This window comes from Pseudomonas sp. NFACC41-3, assembly GCF_900109505.1.
Taxonomy (GTDB): domain Bacteria; phylum Pseudomonadota; class Gammaproteobacteria; order Pseudomonadales; family Pseudomonadaceae; genus Aquipseudomonas; species Aquipseudomonas chlororaphis.
The window spans coordinates 441743-460487 of sequence record NZ_FOAE01000006.1 but is presented as its reverse complement, the minus strand read 5'-3'; the positions used below and the strand labels follow the sequence as shown (position 1 = coordinate 460487).

General features: G+C 63.1%; 8 protein-coding genes. 5 read left to right on the top strand and 3 right to left on the bottom strand.

Going from position 1 to position 18745, the window contains the following annotated elements:
• Positions 1-32: 32 nt before the first annotated feature.
• Positions 33-2972, bottom strand: a complete 2940-nt coding sequence (gene glnE, locus BMY68_RS26615) for a bifunctional [glutamate--ammonia ligase]-adenylyl-L-tyrosine phosphorylase/[glutamate--ammonia-ligase] adenylyltransferase (protein ID WP_085533578.1) — start codon at positions 2970-2972, stop codon at positions 33-35.
• A gap of 381 nt (positions 2973-3353) precedes the next feature.
• Here glnE and aceE point away from each other — a divergent pair, with 381 nt between their 5' ends.
• From aceE to msrA, 4 genes are all read left to right on the top strand, one after another.
• Positions 3354-5999, top strand: a complete 2646-nt coding sequence (gene aceE, locus BMY68_RS26610) for a pyruvate dehydrogenase (acetyl-transferring), homodimeric type (protein WP_007926801.1) — start codon at positions 3354-3356, stop codon at positions 5997-5999.
• A gap of 11 nt (positions 6000-6010) precedes the next feature.
• Positions 6011-7957 carry a dihydrolipoyllysine-residue acetyltransferase gene (gene aceF, locus BMY68_RS26605; protein ID WP_085533576.1) on the top strand — a complete coding sequence of 649 codons (1947 nt, stop codon included), beginning with the start codon at positions 6011-6013 and terminating at the stop codon, positions 7955-7957.
• Positions 7958-8267: 310 nt separating this feature from the next.
• The gene (locus BMY68_RS26600; protein WP_009041860.1) at positions 8268-10961 is read left to right on the top strand and encodes a putative bifunctional diguanylate cyclase/phosphodiesterase; all 2694 of its coding nucleotides are present in this window, start codon (positions 8268-8270) and stop codon (positions 10959-10961) included.
• 73 nt (positions 10962-11034) lie between these two features.
• Positions 11035-11682: a peptide-methionine (S)-S-oxide reductase MsrA gene (gene msrA / locus BMY68_RS26595; RefSeq protein ID WP_007926804.1), complete on the top strand. Its 648-nt coding sequence runs from the start codon at positions 11035-11037 to the stop codon at positions 11680-11682.
• A gap of 111 nt (positions 11683-11793) precedes the next feature.
• Here msrA and rlmJ read toward each other — a convergent pair whose 3' ends face one another.
• Both rlmJ and putP read right to left on the bottom strand, forming a co-directional pair.
• Positions 11794-12630 (bottom strand): 23S rRNA (adenine(2030)-N(6))-methyltransferase RlmJ, encoded by an 837-nt coding sequence (rlmJ, locus tag BMY68_RS26590; RefSeq protein ID WP_007926805.1) that lies wholly within the window; start codon positions 12628-12630, stop codon positions 11794-11796.
• Between the two features lie 160 nt (positions 12631-12790).
• Complete coding sequence (gene putP / locus BMY68_RS26585; protein ID WP_009041859.1) at positions 12791-14275, bottom strand: sodium/proline symporter PutP; 1485 nt, start codon at positions 14273-14275, stop codon at positions 12791-12793.
• Between the two features lie 461 nt (positions 14276-14736).
• On the opposite strand from putP, the gene putA reads away from it, so the two are divergent.
• Entirely contained in the window at positions 14737-18690 is a 3954-nt protein-coding gene (gene putA, locus BMY68_RS26580) for a trifunctional transcriptional regulator/proline dehydrogenase/L-glutamate gamma-semialdehyde dehydrogenase (protein ID WP_085533575.1), read from the top strand.
• Positions 18691-18745: the final 55 nt, after the last annotated feature.

Below are 18745 nucleotides of genomic sequence, written 5' to 3'. Positions count from 1 at the left end.
GGATACATTTGTGGCAACGCAGCGCACGCTGCCTAGCTTAGCCCCAGCTCGCGCCAAATCCGCAATACCTCCCGTCGCTCGCTGGCGAACTGGTCGCCGGCGATGACCCCGGCCTCGTTCTGCAAGGCCTGGCGGTGAGCCGCGGAGCGGTAGGCCTTATAGACCTCGCGCAACAGACTGGCGTCGGTCGCGGGCATCAGCCCGACTTCCTCCAGACCTTCCAGAATGCGGATATTGTCGGTGTAGCGCAGCAATGACGGGTGCTCTTGCGACCACGCCAGGGCCGCGTATTGCACCATAAATTCGATGTCGACGATACCTCCGGCGTCCTGCTTGAGGTCGAACGGCGCCGTGGCCTCGAAGGCATTTGCCGCGGTTCCGGCAGCCGTCGCCCTGGTCCCCAGGTTGTCGCGCATCTTGGCCCGCATCTCGCTGACCTCCTGCTGCAACTTGGGCAGATCACGGGCACGACCCAGCACCGCCGCCCGCACTTTCTCGAAGGCCTGGCCGACATCCTGGCTACCCACCAGCACCCGGGCACGCACCAGCGCCTGATGCTCCCAGGTCCAGGCTTCGTTCTCCTGGTAACGGGCGAAAGCCCCCAGCGAACTCACCAGCAAGCCCGACGCCCCGGACGGCCGCAGACGCATGTCCACTTCGTACAGCTGGCCGGAGTTGGTCTGGGTGGTCAGCAGGTGAATGATCCGCTGGCCCAGACGGGTGAAGAACTGCGCGCCGTCGATCGGTTTCGGGCCATCGGTTTCCGCCTGCGGATCGCCGTCATGGATGAACACCAGGTCCAGGTCGGAACCATGCCCGAGTTCCAGGCCGCCGACTTTCCCATAACCGACAATAATGAAGCCGGGATCGCACAAGGTGCCATCGGTGCGCTGCGGAGCGCCGTATTTGGCCACCGTCTGGCGCCAGGCCAGGGCCAGCACCTGTTCGAGGATCGCCTCGGCCAGCCAGGTCAGGTAATCGCTGACCTTCATCAACGGCAGGCTGCCGGCGATTTCCGAGGCTGCCACCCGCAGGCGGTGGGCCAGCTTGAAGTGACGCAGCGCCTCCATCTGCTGTTCCAGATCGTCCTCGGGGATGCGCGTCAGGCGCTCGCGCAACTCGGCGGCCAGTTCCGGCGCCAATGGCGGCTTGAACAGCCGGCCTTCGTTGAGCAACTCATCGAGCAGCAGCGGGAAGCGGGTGATCTGTTCGGCGATCCACGGGCTGGCGGCACACAGGGTCAGCAGACGGCGCAAGGCCCCGGGATTCTCGGTGAGCAACACCAGATAGGCCGAACGCCGCGCCACCGCCTCGACCAGCGGCAACACCCGCTCCAGCACCAAATCCGGATCGGCATGCTCCACCGCCTGGGCCAGCAGGCGGGGAATAAAGGCATCTAGGCGTTCGCGCCCCAAACGCTGCATGGCTCGCAATTGCGGGCTACCACGCAGGCCGGCCAGCGCCCTGAGCGCCTTGGGCGCGTCATTGAAACCGCCTTCCTGCAACTGCCGGCAGGCAGCCTCTTCGTCCTGGGCTTCTTCCCACAACGGCAGCCATTCACCGCCGACCACCACTTCGCACTCGTGGCCTTCGTCTTCATCCGGATCGGCGATCACCTGACGGAAGTGCCATTCCACCCGACCGCGCCAGTACATCAGCCGCTCATGGAACGCCGCCCAGTCGGCAAAACCCAGCATGAAGGCAATACGCGCCTGATCCTGTGGATTGTCCGGCAACATCTGCGTCTGCCGGTCGGCGATCGCCTGGATCGCGTGCTCGGTGTAACGCAGGAATTCGTAACCTTCCCGCAGCTCGGCGATCACCGCGGGCGGCAGGTAACCCTGCCCCTCCAGGGTGGTCAGCACCTTTAATAGAGGACGCTGCTGCAGGCTCAGGTCGCGCCCGCCGTGGATCAGCTGGAAAGCCTGGGCGATGAACTCGACTTCACGAATCCCGCCGGAGCCCAGCTTGATATTGTCGGCCATGCCCTTGCGCCGCACTTCCTGCTGGATCAGCTGCTTCATGGTGCGCAGCGCTTCGATCGCCGAGAAGTCCAGGTAACGCCGATAGACAAAAGGCCGCAGCATGTCGAGCAACTGCGCGCCGGCGACCTGGTCACCCGCCACCACCCGCGCCTTGATCATCGCGTAGCGCTCCCAGTCACGGCCCTGATCCTGATAGTACTGCTCCAGCGCATTGAAGCTCAGCACCAGGGCGCCCGCCGAACCGTAGGGCCGCAGGCGCATGTCGACGCGAAACACGAAACCGTCGACGGTCATCGGGTCCAGCGCCTTGATCAGGCGCTGCCCCAGGCGGATGAAAAACTCCTGGTTATCCAGCGCACGCTTCACGCCTACAGTTTCCCCGCCTTCGGGGTAGGCGAAGATCAGGTCGATGTCGGACGACAGGTTCAGTTCGACGGCGCCCAGCTTGCCCATGCCGAGGATGACCATCTGCTGCGGCTCGCCGCTGCGCCGACCGGTAGGAGTACCGAACTGCTCGCAGTGGCGCTGGTACAACCATTGATAGGCCTGGTCGATGCAGGCGTCGGCCATGTCCGACAGGTCGCGACAGGTCTGCACCAGATCCGCCTGGCGTGTCAGGTCGCGCCAGATGATCCGCACCTGATGACGATTGCGTTGACGCCGCAGTACTCGCCCCAACTCGTCTTCGCTGGTGGCCTGCTGCACCGCCGCGGCGATCTGCGCGCACAGCTCGCCCGGGACGAAGCCGCGGTCGAGCTCGCCGCCGCGCACCAGCTCCAGCAACATCAAAGGGTCACGAAGGCTCTGTTCAATGAAAAAGTCGCTGGCGGCGCTCACCCGGGCGAATTCGGCCCAGCGCTCGGGGGTCCAGGCGGCGAGCCCGTGATCGTCGTCCAGGGTCGCCACGGCACTACGGAACGACTGCTCCGCACGGCTGACAAAAGGCAGGAGAGTCGCTGGGAGTTCGGCAAGCGCGGGCAGGCTCATGGGCTATCCTTGATCGGCGTAGAAAGGGGCGGTCGGGGCAAATTCTGCGGGCGCGGCCCTTGAAGGACTGTCGAACAAAAGTTAGAAATAGCTGAATCTTTTATTATTTTGGCAGCCAGCATCAAATTCTTACCCATTGGTGTTGGAAATCGACCAACAGTAACGATTATTCTCACAACGCAGCAGGAGGCCACAAGCCAATCTTCTGTAGTTTTACTACTCGTCTATACATTCGAAAGGCTGAAATGGCCGACGATTTGTAGTAAAACTACACGCCGCCGTATCAACCTCCGGCAATCCAAGAATTTTATCGTCTGCCCACAAGGCCAGTCGCAAACTCAGGCAACCGATTCTGGAAGCCTTTCCGCCCTGGAGCAAGCCATGCAAGACCTCGATCCCGTCGAAACCCAGGAATGGCTGGACGCCCTGGAATCGGTTCTCGACAAAGAAGGCGAAGACCGTGCTCACTACCTGATGACCCGTATGGGCGAACTCGCGACCCGCAGCGGCTCGCAACTGCCCTACGCCATCACCACGCCGTACCGCAACACGATTCCCGTTACCCACGAAGCACGCATGCCTGGCGACCTGTTCATGGAACGCCGCATTCGCTCGCTGGTACGTTGGAACGCGTTGGCCATGGTCATGCGTACGAACCTGAAAGATTCTGACCTGGGCGGTCACATCTCCAGCTTCGCTTCCAGTGCGACGCTGTATGACATCGGCTTCAACTACTTCTTCCAGGCGCCAACCGAAGAACATGGCGGCGACCTGATCTACTTCCAGGGCCACGCCTCCCCTGGCGTCTACGCTCGCGCTTTCATGGAAGGCCGCATCAGCGAAGACCAGATGAACAACTTCCGTCAGGAAGTGGACGGCAACGGCCTGTCCTCCTACCCGCACCCATGGCTGATGCCTGATTTCTGGCAGTTCCCGACCGTCTCCATGGGTCTGGGTCCGATCCAGGCGATCTACCAGGCGCGCTTCATGAAGTACCTGGAAGCCCGCGGCTTCATCCAGCCAGGCAAGCAGAAAGTCTGGTGCTTCATGGGCGACGGCGAGTGCGACGAGCCGGAATCCCTGGGCGCGATCTCCCTGGCTGGCCGCGAGAAGCTGGACAACCTGATCTTCGTCATCAACTGCAACCTGCAGCGCCTCGACGGCCCGGTTCGCGGCAACGGCAAGATCATCCAGGAACTCGAAGGCGTGTTCCGTGGCGCCCAGTGGAATGTGAACAAGGTCATCTGGGGCCGCTTCTGGGACCCACTGCTGGCCAAGGACACCGACGGCATCCTGCAACGCCGCATGGACGAAGTCATCGACGGCGAGTACCAGAACTACAAGGCCAAAGACGGCGCCTTCGTGCGTGAGCACTTCTTCAACACGCCAGAACTCAAGGCGATGGTCGAAGACCTGTCCGACGACGAAATCTGGAAACTCAACCGTGGCGGCCACGACCCGTACAAGGTCTATGCGGCCTACCACGAGGCGGTCAACCACAAAGAGCAACCGACCGTCATCCTGGCCAAGACCATCAAGGGTTATGGCACCGGCGCCGGCGAAGCGAAGAACACCGCGCACAACACCAAGAAAGTCGATGTCGACAGCCTGAAGTTGTTCCGCGACCGCTTCGACATTCCGGTCAAGGACGAAGAAATCGAAAACCTGCCGTTCTTCAAGCCGGAAGAAGGCAGTGCCGAAGCCCGCTACCTGAGCGAGCGTCGTGCCGCGCTGGGCGGTTTCGTGCCTCAGCGTCGCGCCAAGAGCTTCAACATCCCGACCCCGCCACTGGATACCCTCAAGGCCATCCTCGACGGTTCGGGCGACCGCGAAATCTCCACCACCATGGCCTTCGTGCGGATCCTCGCGCAGCTGGTCAAGGACAAGGAAATCGGCCAGCGCATCGTGCCGATCATCCCCGACGAAGCCCGTACCTTCGGTATGGAAGGCATGTTCCGTCAGCTGGGCATCTACTCGTCCGTCGGCCAGCTCTACGAGCCAGTCGATAAAGACCAGGTGATGTTCTACCGCGAAGACAAGAAGGGCCAGATCCTCGAGGAAGGCATCAACGAAGCGGGCGCCATGAGCTCCTTCATTGCAGCCGGTACCTCGTACTCCAGCCACAACCAGCCGATGCTGCCGTTCTACATCTTCTATTCGATGTTCGGCTTCCAGCGTATCGGCGACCTGGCCTGGGCCGCTGGCGACAGCCGTACCCGTGGCTTCCTGATCGGCGGTACCGCCGGCCGTACCACCCTCAACGGTGAAGGCCTGCAGCACGAAGACGGTCACAGCCACATGCTGGCGGGCACCATCCCGAACTGCCGCACCTTCGATCCGACCTATGGCTACGAGCTGGCGGTGATCATCCAGGACGGCATGAAGAAGATGACCGAAGAGCAACAGGACGTCTTCTACTACATCACCGTGATGAACGAGTCCTACCAGCAGCCAGCCATGCCGGCCGGTGTAGAGGAAGGCATCATCAAGGGCATGTACCTGCTCGAGGAAGACACCCGCGAAGCGGCGCACCACGTACAGCTGATGGGCTCCGGTACCATCCTGCGCGAAGTCCGTGAAGCGGCGAAGATCCTGCGTGAAGAATTCAACGTGGGCGCGGACGTCTGGAGCGTTACCAGCTTCAACGAACTGCGTCGCGATGGCCTGGCAGTCGAGCGCAGCAACCGTCTGCACCCGGGCCAGAAGCCTAAGCTGAGCTATGTCGAAGAGTGCCTGAGCGGCCGTAAAGGTCCGGTCATCGCCTCTACCGACTACATGAAGCTGTTCGCCGAACAGATTCGTCAGTGGGTCCCGTCCAAGGAATTCAAAGTCCTGGGCACCGACGGTTTCGGCCGCAGTGACAGCCGCAAGAAGCTGCGTCACTTCTTCGAAGTCGACCGTCATTTCGTGGTGTTGGCAGCCCTGGAAGCCTTGGCTGACCGTGGTGACATCGAACCTAAGGTCGTGGCCGAGGCCATCACCAAGTTCGGCATCAACCCGGAAAAACGCAACCCACTGGACTGCTGAGGAGATTTTTTGTGAGCGAACTCATTCGCGTACCTGACATCGGCAGCGGTGAAGGTGAAGTAATCGAACTGTTTGTGAAGGTCGGCGACCGTATCGAAGCCGACCAGAGCATCCTGACGCTGGAATCGGACAAGGCGAGCATGGAAGTGCCGGCGCCCAAAGCCGGCGTCATCAAGAGCCTGAAAGTGAAGCTGGGCGATCGCCTGAAAGAAGGCGACGAGCTGCTGGAATTGGAAGTCGAGGGTGCCGCGCAAGCGGCTCCTGCGCCTGCGCCTGCCGCTGCACCGGCTGCCAAAGCCGAGGCCAAACCGGCTGCCGCGCCAGCTGCTCCTGCTGCCGCTTCGGTTCAGCAAGTGCACGTGCCGGACATCGGTTCGTCGGGCAAGGCCCAGATCATCGAGATCCAGGTCAAGGTCGGCGACAAGGTCGAGGCTGATCAATCGTTGATCACCCTGGAATCCGACAAGGCCAGCATGGAAATCCCTTCGCCAGCCGCTGGCGTGGTCAAGGCCATCAGCGTCAAGCTCAACGACGAAGTCGGCACCGGCGACCTGATCCTGGATCTGGAAGTGGCAAGTGCTGCGGCCCCTGCTGCGGCAGCTCCGGCCCAGGCGGCTGCTCCGGCACCTGCCGCTGCGCCTGCTCCTGCGGCAGCTCCGGCTGCCCCAGTGGCCGACAGCGTCCAGGACATCCACGTCCCGGACATCGGTTCGGCCGGCAAGGCCAAGATCATCGAAGTGCTGGTCAAGGCTGGCGACAGCGTTGAAGCCGACCAGTCGCTGATCACCCTCGAGTCCGACAAGGCCAGCATGGAAATCCCATCGCCAGCCGCCGGCATCGTGGAAAGCGTTGCGATCAAGCTGGACGACGAAGTCGGTACCGGCGACCTGATCCTCAAGCTGAAAGTCAAAGGCGCGGCACCTGCTGCTGCCCCGGTTCCAGCTGCCGCGGCTGCGCCAAGCGCTCCGGCACCTGCCGCTGCTGCTCCGGCTGCCGCTGCACCTGCTGCCGCCCCGGCCGCTGCACCTGCCAAGCCTGGCGCCAAAGTTCACGCAGGTCCTGCGGTGCGCCAACTGGCCCGTGAGTTCGGCGTCGAGCTGAGCGCTGTTGGCGCCAGCGGTCCGCACGGTCGCATCCTCAAGGAAGACGTGCAGGTTTACGTCAAAGCGATGATGCAAAAGGCCAAGGAAGCGCCGGCTGCTGGCGGCGCAACCGGTGGCGCGGGCATCCCGCCGATTCCGGTGGTGGACTTCAGCCGCTTCGGCGAGATCGAAGAAGTGCCGATGACCCGCCTGATGCAGGCTGGCGCATCGAACCTGCATCGCAGCTGGCTGAACGTGCCTCACGTCACCCAGTTCGACTCGGCCGATATCACCGAGCTGGAAGCCTTCCGGATCGCCCAGAAAGCCGTTGCAGAGAAGGCCGGCGTCAAGCTGACCATCCTGCCGCTGCTGCTGAAGTCCTGCGCGCACCTGCTCAAGGAACTGCCGGACTTCAACAGTTCGCTGGCGCCTAGCGGCAAAGCGATCATCCGCAAGAAGTACGTGAACATCGGCTTCGCGGTCGACACCCCGGATGGCCTGCTGGTACCGGTGATCAAGAACGTCGATCAGAAGAGCCTGCTGCAACTGGCTGCCGAAGCCGCTTCCCTGGCTGAAAAGGCCCGGACCAAGAAGCTCTCGGCGGACGACATGCAGGGCGCCTGCTTCACCATCTCCAGCCTCGGTCACATTGGCGGCACCGGCTTCACGCCGATCGTCAACGCACCGGAAGTGGCGATCCTCGGCGTTTCCAAGGCCACCATCCAGCCAGTCTGGGACGGTAAAGCCTTCCAGCCGAAGCTGATGCTGCCGCTGTCGCTGTCCTACGATCACCGCGTGATCAACGGCGCCGCTGCTGCACGCTTCACCAAGCGTCTGAGCGATCTGCTGGCGGATATCCGCACCATCCTGCTGTAAGACTCGGCCGGCTTCCCTGTCATGGGGAAGCCGGCCGTTGCACCCTTTTCGAGCGCCACGCTCGCACCTCAACCCCGTCGATTTGGCGGGGCTTTTTTTTGCCGAAAAATCGCCGTAACCAGCCGCCAAAGCCCGGTAAAACACCGGGAAAGATTAGCGTTCAGAAATCTTCCGTTCTGCCGATAGATTCTTATAGCACTTAGCCTTCATCTCACTTGTCAGTCAGTGCCGCATGATGCAACCTTGCCGCAGGCAACAGTAAAGAGGGCGTGAGCCCGGCGCGATCAGCATTTACCAAGCGAGTTTCCCCATGAAAAGCCAACCCGATGCCGCCAGCCGTATGGTGGCCGAGGTAGTGACGCAGTTGCCCGTGCCCTCGCGGCTCGGCATGCTGCGTTTCGAACGGCTGAATGAAGCGAGCTGGGCCCTGCTGTTTCTCGATCCAAACTGTGAACGCCAATTCGGCCTGCCCGCCGTCGAGCTCTGCGCCCTGGTCGGCTCGCCCTATGCCAGCCTGATGGAGCCGGAAGCCCGTTATCAGCTGCACGATGCGATCCAGCAGCAACTGACCCACAGCCCGCATTATCTGATTCGCTACACCCTGCACACCGCCAAGGGCTCACTCAGCCTGCTGGAACTCGGCGAAGCCTACAAACAGCACAATCGACACCTGCTGCGTGGTTATTTCCTGGTGGTCGACGGCCTGCTCGACAACGATCAGCCGCTCTCCGCGCCTGACCTGGAAACCCAGAACAGTCGCCTGCAAATCGCCCTGGAACTCAACCAGCGGGCCCAGCTGGAACAACTCCAGCACCTCGAACGGGTGCGCGCCCAGCAGGACCTGATCCTGCTCCTGGCCCGCCAGCGCTACAGCGCCAACAACTCCCTGCTGGAAGCCGCCGAGCTGATTACCCGCAGCGCCTGCGACATCTACGAAATCGACTGTGCCAGCATCTGGAACCTGGAAGGCCAGTTGCTGGTGCCGATCTGCGCCTATCACCGCGACCTGCAGGAATACATCCTGCCGGAGGCGATCGACGTCAGCGATTTCCCCGACTACCTCGAAGCCCTGCACACCAGCCGGGCCATCGATGCGCACAATGCCATGCGCGACCCGCGCACCCGGGAAATGGCCGAAAGCCTGCGCCCGCGCAACATCAACGCCATGCTCGACGCCAGCATCCGCATCGACGGCCAGGTGGTCGGCGTGCTGTGCCTGGAACAAGTGGGCAATACCCGCGCCTGGCAATCCGATGAAATCGCCTTTGCCGGCGAACTGGCCGACCAGTTCGCCCAGGTCATCAATAACCACAACCGCCGTACCGCCACCAGCGCCCTGCACCTGTTCCAGCGCGCGGTCGAGCAAAGCGCCAATGCCTTTCTGCTGGTCAACTGCGACGGCGTGGTGGAGTACGTCAACCCGAGCTTCACGGCGATCACCCAGTACAGCACCGAGGAAGTCCACGGCCATCGGCTGGCGGAACTGCCGGCGCTGGAGAACCTCAGCGAACTGCTGTTCGACGCGCCCTCCAGCCTGGCCAAGAGCAACAGTTGGCAGGGCGAGTTCAAGAGCCGGCGCAAGAACCTGGAGCCGTACTGGGGCCAGCTGTCGATCTCCAAGGTCTATGGCGACAACCGCGAACTGACCCACTACATCGGCATCTACGAAGACATCACCCAGACCAAGCTGGCCCAGCAACGCATCGAGCGCCTGGCCTACACCGACAACCTGACCAACCTGGGCAACCGCCCCGCCTTCATCCGCAACCTCGACGAACGCTTCGCCCGCGACAGCGACAGCCCTATCAGCCTGCTGTTGGTGGACATCGACAACTTCAAGCGGATCAACGACAGCCTCGGCCACCAGACCGGCGACAAGCTGCTGATCAGCCTGGCCCGGCGCCTGCGCAACAGCCTGAGCCCGAGCGGCAGCCTGGCGCGTTTCGCCAGTAACGAGTTCGCCGTGCTGCTGGACGACACCGACCTGGAGGCCGGCCAACAGATCGCCAGCCAGCTGCTGATGACCCTCGACAAGCCGATGTTCGTCGATAACCAACTCATCAGCGTCACCGGTTCCGTGGGCCTGGCCTGCGCACCGCTGCACGGCCGCGACCCGCAGACCCTGATGCGCAACGCCGGCCTGGCGCTGCACAAGGCCAAGGCCAACGGCAAACATCAGGTGCAGGTGTTTACCGAGGCCCTGAACGCCGAAGCCAGCTACAAGCTGTTCGTGGAAAACAACCTGCGCCGCGCCCTGACCCAGAACGAGCTGGACGTGTTCTACCAGCCCAAGCTGTGCCTGCGCAGCGGACGCCTGCTGGGCCTGGAGGCGCTGCTGCGCTGGAACCATCCGGAAAAGGGCATGATCCGCCCGGACCAGTTCATCAGCGTCGCCGAAGAGACCGGCCTGATCATCCCGATCGGCAAATGGATCGCGCGCCAGGCCTGTCGCATGAGCAAGCAGCTCACCGCCGCCGGCCTGGGCAACCTGCAGGTGGCGATCAACCTGTCGCCCAAGCAGTTTTCCGACCCGGACCTGGTGGCCTCCATCGCCAGCATCCTCAAGGAAGAACAGCTGCCCGCCTCGCTGCTGGAGCTGGAACTGACCGAAGGCCTGCTGCTGGAAGCCACCGAAGACACCCACCAGCAACTCGACCAGCTGAAAAAGCTCGGCCTGACCCTGGCCATGGACGACTTCGGCACCGGCTATTCGTCGCTGAGCTACTTGAAGAAATTCCCGATCGACATCATCAAGATCGATCGCAGCTTCATCCACGAAATCCCCGCCAACCAGGACGACATGGAAATCACCTCGGCGGTGATCGCCATGGCCCACAACCTGAAAATCCAGGTGGTGGCCGAGGGCATCGAAACCGCGGAGCAGCTGTCCTTCCTGCGTCGCCACCGTTGCGATGTCGGCCAAGGCTACCTGTTCGACCGGCCGATCCCCGGCTCGGAGCTGATCGACAAGCTCAAACGTTATCCGCGCGGCCCAATCGCCTGACAGCGCTGTAACACTCGGGCAAACTGCGTGTCTGGTTAATTACTCAATCCCACCCTGACTGAGAGGACTGATCATGGTTCTGCGCTCGGAAATTCTGGTGAACAAAAACGTGCTACCTACCAAAGAACAAGCCCTGCCTGGCCGCGAAACCCCGATGACCGTGCCAGCCGAACACTTCGTCAACGGCAACCCACTGCTGGGCCCGTTCCCGGGCAACGTGGAATTCGCCATCTTCGGCCTGGGTTGCTTCTGGGGCGCGGAACGCAAGTTCTGGCAGCGCGAGGGCGTGTTCAGCACGTCGGTGGGCTACGCCGGCGGTTTTACCCCGAACCCGACCTACGAAGAAGTCTGCTCGGGCCTGACCGGCCATAGCGAAGTGGTGCTGGTGGTCTACGAGCCGGAGAAAGTCAGCTACCAGGAACTGCTGGCGATGTTCTGGGAACTGCATAACCCGACCCAGGGCATGCGCCAGGGCAACGACATCGGCACCCAGTACCGCTCGGTGATCTATGCCACCAATCCGACCCAACTGGAGCAGGCCAAGGCCAGCGAAAAAGTGTTCCAGGCCGAGCTGACCAAGGCCGGGCTGGGCGCCATCACCACGGAAATCGAAGAAGCCCCGACCTTCTATTACGCCGAGGCCTACCACCAGCAGTACCTGGCGAAGAATCCGGAAGGCTACTGCGGGATCGGCGGCACTGGCGTGACCTGCCCGATCTGACCGGTAGCCGCTGACGAGGTACGAGGCTGCGATGCGGTCCGCAGGAGCGCCCTCGGGGGCCGCTTCGCTGCCCATCGCAGCCTCGTGCCTCGGCAGCGGCTACACCTCACATTATTCGGCGATCAGCCAATCCATCTGCCAGCCGCCCTGGGTCTGGCCCAGTTTCTGCGCCAGCCACGGCAGCAGCTCGCGCAATTCCTCTTCCAGCCCCCACGGTGGGTTGGCAATCGCCAGGCCCGAGCCGTTCAGGCTGTTGGGCGTATCCAGGGGATGCACCAGCAGTTCCACACGCAGCAGCTTCGGCGCGCCGGTACCGGCCAGGTCCTGGTAGAAGCGGCGTAGCGCCCGCTGATCCTTGACCGGGTACCAGATGGCCGCCACGGTCTGGCGCATCCGGCCGATGGCTTCTTTCAACGACGCGGCGCAACGCTGCATCTCGTCGAGCTGTTCGAACGGTGGGTCGATCAGCATCACCGCGCGCTTCTCGGCCACCGGCAGCAGCGCTCGCGCCACATGCCAGCCCTCGCCCAGGTGAACCGCCACCCGGCGATCGCCCTTCATGTTTTCCTTGAGCAGCAACCCGTCTTCCGGGTGCTTCTCGTTGAGCAGCACCCGGTCCTGGGAACGGGTCAGGCGCCGCGCCAGCTCGGGCGAGCCCGGGTAATAACGCAGTTCGCCATCGGGGTTCATCTTGTGCAGCACCGCCATGTAGTCGGCGGTCAGCGCTGGCAGGTCCTGCTCGCCCCACAGGCGCGCGATGCCTTCCAGGTACTCGCCGGTGCGGTTGGCCTGATCGCCCTGGAGGTCGTACAGGCCGATGCCGGCATGACTGTCGAGGTAGGCGAACGGCTGCTCCTTGCGCGACATCAGGGCGATGAGGCGGGTCAGGGTCAGGTGTTTGAAGACGTCGGCGTGGTTGCCGGCGTGGAAGGCGTGACGATAGTTCATGGTTGCTCCTGCGCAGGGGGCGAAGTTTACCCTGTGCCACGGCCGGCGTCAGGTCGTGTCGGGAGCTTCCACGGCGCAGACACGCCCATAAAAAAGCCCGCATCCCAGGGAATGCGGGCTTTTCGAATCACTGCTGGGTTAGCGCCTCAACGGCTCCCGATCAGTGGTTGAGCTTGTAGTCTTTCTCGGCCGCCTCGAAACGCTGGACCATGCCGGCGCTCGGCGCGCTCATCTTGCTCACCAGCAGGATGGCCAGGCTGGCGAAGATGAAGCCCGGGATGATTTCGTACAGGCCCAGCACATTGAAGTGCTTCCACAGGATCACGGTCACGGCGCCGACGATGATGCCGGCCAGCGCACCGTCGCGAGTCATGCCTTTCCACAGTACCGAGATCAGCACCACAGGACCGAAGGCCGCGCCGAAACCGGCCCAGGCGTAGCTGACCAGGCCCAGTACGCGGTTTTCCGGGTTGGCGGCCATGGCGATGGCGACCAGGGCAACCAGCAGCACCATGGCGCGACCGACCCACACCAGCTCCAGCTGGGAAGCATGTTTACGCAGGAAGGCTTTGTAGAAGTCTTCGGTCAGGGCACTGGAGCACACCAGCAACTGGCAGCTCAGGGTGCTCATCACCGCCGCCAGGATGGCCGACAGCAGCACACCGGCGATCCATGGGTTGAACAGCAGCTTGGCCAGTTCGATGAACACACGCTCGTGGTTCTCGGTCACGGGACCGGCCACTTCCGGGTGTGCCGAGAAGTAGGCGATACCGAAGAAGCCCACGGCCACGGTGCCGCCCAGGCACAGGATCATCCAGGTCATGGAGATGCGACGGGCGTTGGCGATCGACTTGACCGAATCCGCGGCCATGAAGCGTGCCAGGATGTGCGGCTGGCCGAAGTAGCCCAGGCCCCAGCCCATCAGCGAGATGATGCCGATGAAGGTGGTGTTTTTCAGCATGTCGAAGTTGCTTGGGTCCTGGGCTTCGATCGCCAGGAAGGTGGTGTCGACGCCACCGGTGGCCAGCAGCACGATGATCGGCGTCAGCAGCAGGGCGAAGATCATCAGGGTGGCTTGTACGGTGTCGGTCCAGCTCACTGCCAGGAAACCACCAACGAAGGTGTAGGCGATGGTCGCCGCGGCACCGGCCCACAGGGCGGTCTCGTAAGGCATGCCGAAGGTGCTTTCGAACAGACGGGCACCGGCGACGATGCCGGAAGCGCAGTAAATGGTGAAGAACACCAGGATCACGATCGCGGAGATGATCCGCAGCAGCCCGCTCTTGTCCTCGAAGCGGCTGGAGAAATAGTCCGGCAGCGTCAATGCATCGCCGTTGTGTTCGGTTTGTACTCGCAGACGACCGGCGACGAACAGCCAGTTCAGGTAGGCACCGACGATCAGGCCGATGGCGATCCAGCTCTCGGACAGGCCGGACATGTAGATGGCGCCCGGCAGGCCCATCAGCAACCAGCCGCTCATGTCGGAAGCACCGGCGGAAAGCGCGGTCACCACGCTACCCAGGCTGCGGCCACCGAGGATGTAGTCAGAAAGGTTGTTGGTAGAGCGATAGGCCATGAAGCCGATCAGCACCATAGCTGCGATGTAGATCACGAACGTGATCAAGGTTGGATTGCTTGCACTCATTGAGTTACGCCCTGGCTTTGTTTTTATGTAGCGGCGGTCAGCACCACCGCTTTCAAACGGCTACGTTTGAGAGACGGCTGGGTACTCCGCGCATTTATGACTGATGTTTCCCCAGGAAAGCCATCAGCCGATGAACCGGTCGCGAGGGCCGGTTGCACCTTGGGCGCGAATGCTATTCAACAACTCAAAGAAGGTGCAACCTGTTTCGCGAGAATAAGTTGCACCCAAGCGATTTTTCCGGCGAACGCCCCGTTTTTGCTCCTTTTTGGAGCAAAAACCCATCGCTACAGAATTAAAAGCACCAAGCAGAAGCGCCGCCCAGGGACCGGAAATTAATTCCTGATGAGCTGCCGATTATTTCGATAAAAAACAGGTTGCACCCGGTTGCACCTCTCTCGGCTCACGGCTAATCTTGCCGCCAGCTGATGCCACGCAACCGTGGTAAACATGAGGATAAAAATATGGCTACCACCACCCTTGGGGTCAAACTCGACGACCCGACCCGCGAACGCCTGAAGGCTGCCGCGACCTCGATCGATCGCACGCCGCACTGGCTGATCAAGCAGGCAATTTTCAATTACCTGGAAAAACTCGAGGGTGGTGCAACCCTGACCGAGCTGAGCGGTTCGACCCGCACCGACGGCGATGACGCTGGCGAAGTGCAGACCGACCACGCCCACCAGTGCTTCCTCGAATTCGCCGAAAGCATCCTGCCGCAATCGGTGCTGCGCGCTTCGATCACCGCTGCTTATCGCCGTCCGGAACCGGAAGTGGTGCCGATGCTGCTGGAGCAGGCGCGCCTGCCGGCCACCATGGCCGAAGCAACCAACAAGCTGGCCGCGACCATCGCCGAAAAACTGCGCAACCAGAAGAGCGCCGGCGGCCGTGCCGGTATCGTCCAGGGCCTGCTGCAGGAATTCTCCCTGTCGTCCCAGGAAGGCGTGGCCCTGATGTGCCTGGCCGAAGCCCTGCTGCGCATCCCGGACAAAGGCACCCGTGACGCGCTGATCCGCGACAAGATCAGCACCGGCAATTGGCAGCCGCACCTGGGCAACAGCCCGTCGCTGTTCGTCAACGCCGCCACCTGGGGCCTTTTGCTGACCGGCAAGCTGGTCGCCACCCACAACGAAGCCGGCCTGACCTCGTCCCTGAGCCGCATCATCGGCAAGAGCGGCGAGCCGATGATCCGCAAGGGCGTCGACATGGCCATGCGCCTGATGGGCGAGCAGTTCGTCACCGGCGAAACCATCGCCGAAGCCCTGGCCAACGCGAGCAAGTTCGAAGCCAAGGGCTTCCGTTACTCCTACGACATGCTCGGCGAAGCGGCACTGACCGAGCACGACGCGCAGAAATACCTGGCGTCCTACGAACAGGCCATCCATTCGATCGGCAAGGCTTCCCACGGTCGTGGCATCTATGAAGGCCCGGGCATCTCGATCAAGCTCTCGGCCCTGCACCCGCGCTACAGCCGCGCCCAGTACGAGCGCGTGATGGACGAGCTGTACCCGCGCCTGCTGTCGCTGACCCTGCTGGCCAAGCAATACGACATCGGCCTGAACATCGACGCCGAAGAAGCCGACCGCCTGGAGCTGTCGCTGGATCTGCTCGAGCGCCTGTGCTTCGAGCCGCAGCTGACCGGCTGGAACGGCATCGGCTTCGTGATCCAGGCCTACCAGAAGCGCTGCCCGTACGTGATCGACTATGTGATCGACCTGGCGCGCCGCAGCCGTCACCGCCTGATGATCCGCCTGGTGAAAGGCGCCTACTGGGACAGCGAGATCAAGCGCGCCCAGGTCGAAGGCCTGGAAGGCTATCCGGTCTACACCCGCAAGGTGTACACCGACGTGTCCTATATCGCCTGCGCCCGCAAGCTGCTGTCGGTACCGGAAGTCATCTACCCGCAGTTCGCCACCCACAACGCCCACACCCTGTCGGCCATCTACCACATCGCCGGTCAGAACTATTACCCGGGCCAGTACGAGTTCCAGTGCCTGCACGGCATGGGCGAACCGCTGTACGAACAGGTAGTAGGCAAGGTTGCCGATGGCAAGCTGAACCGTCCGTGCCGCGTGTACGCCCCGGTCGGCACCCACGAAACCCTGCTGGCCTACCTGGTACGCCGCCTGCTGGAAAACGGCGCCAACACCTCGTTCGTCAACCGCATCGCCGACCAGTCGATCTCCATCCAGGAACTGGTGGCCGATCCGGTCAGCCAGATCGAGCAGATGGCGACCCTGGAAGGCGGCTTCGGCCTGCCGCATCCGCGCATTCCATTGCCGCGCGACCTGTACGGCAACGAGCGCGCCAACTCCGCCGGCATCGACATGGCCAACGAACACCGTCTGGCGTCGCTGTCCTGCGCCCTGCTGGCCACCGCCCACAACCACTGGAAAGCCGCGCCGATGCTCGGTTGCGCCTCCAGCAGCGAAACCCCGGCGCCGGTCTTGAACCCGTCCGATCACCGCGATGTGGTCGGCCACGTACAGGAAGCCACGGTCGAAGACGTCGACAACGCCATCCAGTGCGCGCTGAACGCCGCACCGATCTGGCAGGCCACGCCACCGGCCGAGCGCGCCGCGATCCTCGAACGCGCCGCCGACCTGATGGAAGGCGAGATCCAGCCGCTGATGGGCCTGCTGGCCCGCGAAGCCGGCAAGACTTTCGCCAACGCCATCGCCGAAGTGCGCGAAGCCGTGGACTTCCTGCGCTACTACGCGGTGCAGGCGCGCAACGATTTCAGCAACGACGCGCACCGCCCACTGGGTCCGGTGGTCTGCATCAGCCCGTGGAACTTCCCGCTGGCAATCTTCAGCGGCCAGGTCGCCGCCGCCCTGGCCGCCGGTAACCCGGTACTGGCCAAGCCTGCTGAGCAAACCCCGTTGGTTGCCGCGCAAGCCGTGCGCATCCTGTTGGAAGCCGGCATTCCGGAAGGCGTGCTGCAATTGCTGCCGGGCCGTGGCGAAACCGTCGGTGCCCGCCTGGTCGGCGACGATCGGGTCAAGGGCGTGATGTTTACCGGTTCCACCGAAGTCGCGCGCCTGCTGCAACGCAACGTCGCCGGCCGCCTGGACGCCCAGGGCCGGCCGATCCCGCTGATCGCCGAAACCGGTGGCCAGAACGCGATGATCGTCGACTCCTCGGCCCTGACCGAACAAGTGGTGATCGACGTCGTCTCCTCGGCCTTCGACAGCGCCGGCCAGCGTTGCTCGGCCCTGCGCGTACTGTGCCTGCAGGAAGACTCCGCCGACCGCGTGATCGAAATGCTCAAGGGCGCCATGGCGGAAAGTCGCCTGGGCAACCCGGAGCGCCTGTCCGTGGACATCGGCCCGGTGATCGACGCCGAAGCCAAGGCTGGCATCGAGAAACACATCCAGGCCATGCGCGACAAAGGCCGCAGTGTGTATCAGGTAGCGATCGCCGATGGCGAAGAGGTCAAGCGCGGCACCTTCGTGATGCCGACCCTGATCGAGCTGGAAAGCTTCGACGAACTGCAACGGGAGATCTTCGGCCCGGTGCTGCACGTGGTGCGCTACAAGCGCAAGGACATCGACCAGTTGATCGCGCAGATCAACGCTTCCGGCTACGGCCTGACCCTGGGCGTGCACACCCGCATCGACGAGACCATCGCCAAGGTGATCGACAACGTCAACGCCGGTAACGTCTACGTCAACCGCAACATCGTCGGGGCCGTGGTCGGTGTGCAGCCATTCGGCGGCGAAGGCCTGTCGGGCACCGGCCCGAAAGCCGGCGGCCCGCTGTACCTGTACCGCCTGCTGTCGACCCGTCCGACCGACGCCATCGAGCAGTCGTTCGCCCGTGGCGACGCCCTGAACGCCCCGGACGTGCGCCTGCGTGATGCCATGAGCAAGCCGCTGAACGCTCTGCAAGCCTGGGCCGACAGCAACAAGATGGCGGACCTCAGCGCCCTGTGCGCACAGTTCGCGGCGCAGTCGCAGAGCGGTGTCACCCGTGTGCTGGCGGGCCCGACCGGCGAACGCAACAGCTACGCCATCCTGCCGCGCGAACATGTGCTGTGCCTGGCGGAAGTCGAAGGCGACCTGCTGACTCAACTGGCTGCGGTCCTGGCCGTGGGTGGTTCGGCGGTCTGGCCGGAAGGCGAACCGGGCAAGGCGCTCTACGCCCGCCTGCCTGCGGAGGTGCAAGCGCGCATCCAGCGCGTGGCTGACTGGACCAAGGACGACGTGGTGTTCGATGCGGTCCTGCATCACGGCGACTCCGACCAGCTGCGCGCGGTCTGCCAGCAAGTGGCCAAGCGTGCCGGCGCCATCGTCGGGGTTCACGGCCTGTCGCAAGGCGAAACCTCGATTGCCCTGGAACGCCTGGTGATCGAGCGCGCCTTGAGCGTCAACACCGCGGCGGCCGGCGGTAACGCCAGCCTGATGACCATCGGCTGAAGCCGATAGTCAGCGGCATGAAAAAGGGCGCCCTCACCGGCGCCCTTTTTTTTGC

What these genes read in the sequence shown, in the direction of transcription:
- glnE (WP_085533578.1), bottom strand. Translation starts at nt 2,972, where the DNA reads ATGAGCCTGCCCGCGCTTGCCGAACTCCCAGCGACTCTCCTGCCTTTT.
- aceE (WP_007926801.1), top strand. Translation starts at nt 3,354, where the DNA reads ATGCAAGACCTCGATCCCGTCGAAACCCAGGAATGGCTGGACGCCCTG.
- BMY68_RS26600 (WP_009041860.1), top strand. Translation starts at nt 8,268, where the DNA reads ATGAAAAGCCAACCCGATGCCGCCAGCCGTATGGTGGCCGAGGTAGTG.
- msrA (WP_007926804.1), top strand. Translation starts at nt 11,035, where the DNA reads ATGGTTCTGCGCTCGGAAATTCTGGTGAACAAAAACGTGCTACCTACC.
- rlmJ (WP_007926805.1), bottom strand. Translation starts at nt 12,630, where the DNA reads ATGAACTATCGTCACGCCTTCCACGCCGGCAACCACGCCGACGTCTTC.
- putP (WP_009041859.1), bottom strand. Translation starts at nt 14,275, where the DNA reads ATGAGTGCAAGCAATCCAACCTTGATCACGTTCGTGATCTACATCGCA.
- putA (WP_085533575.1), top strand. Translation starts at nt 14,737, where the DNA reads ATGGCTACCACCACCCTTGGGGTCAAACTCGACGACCCGACCCGCGAA.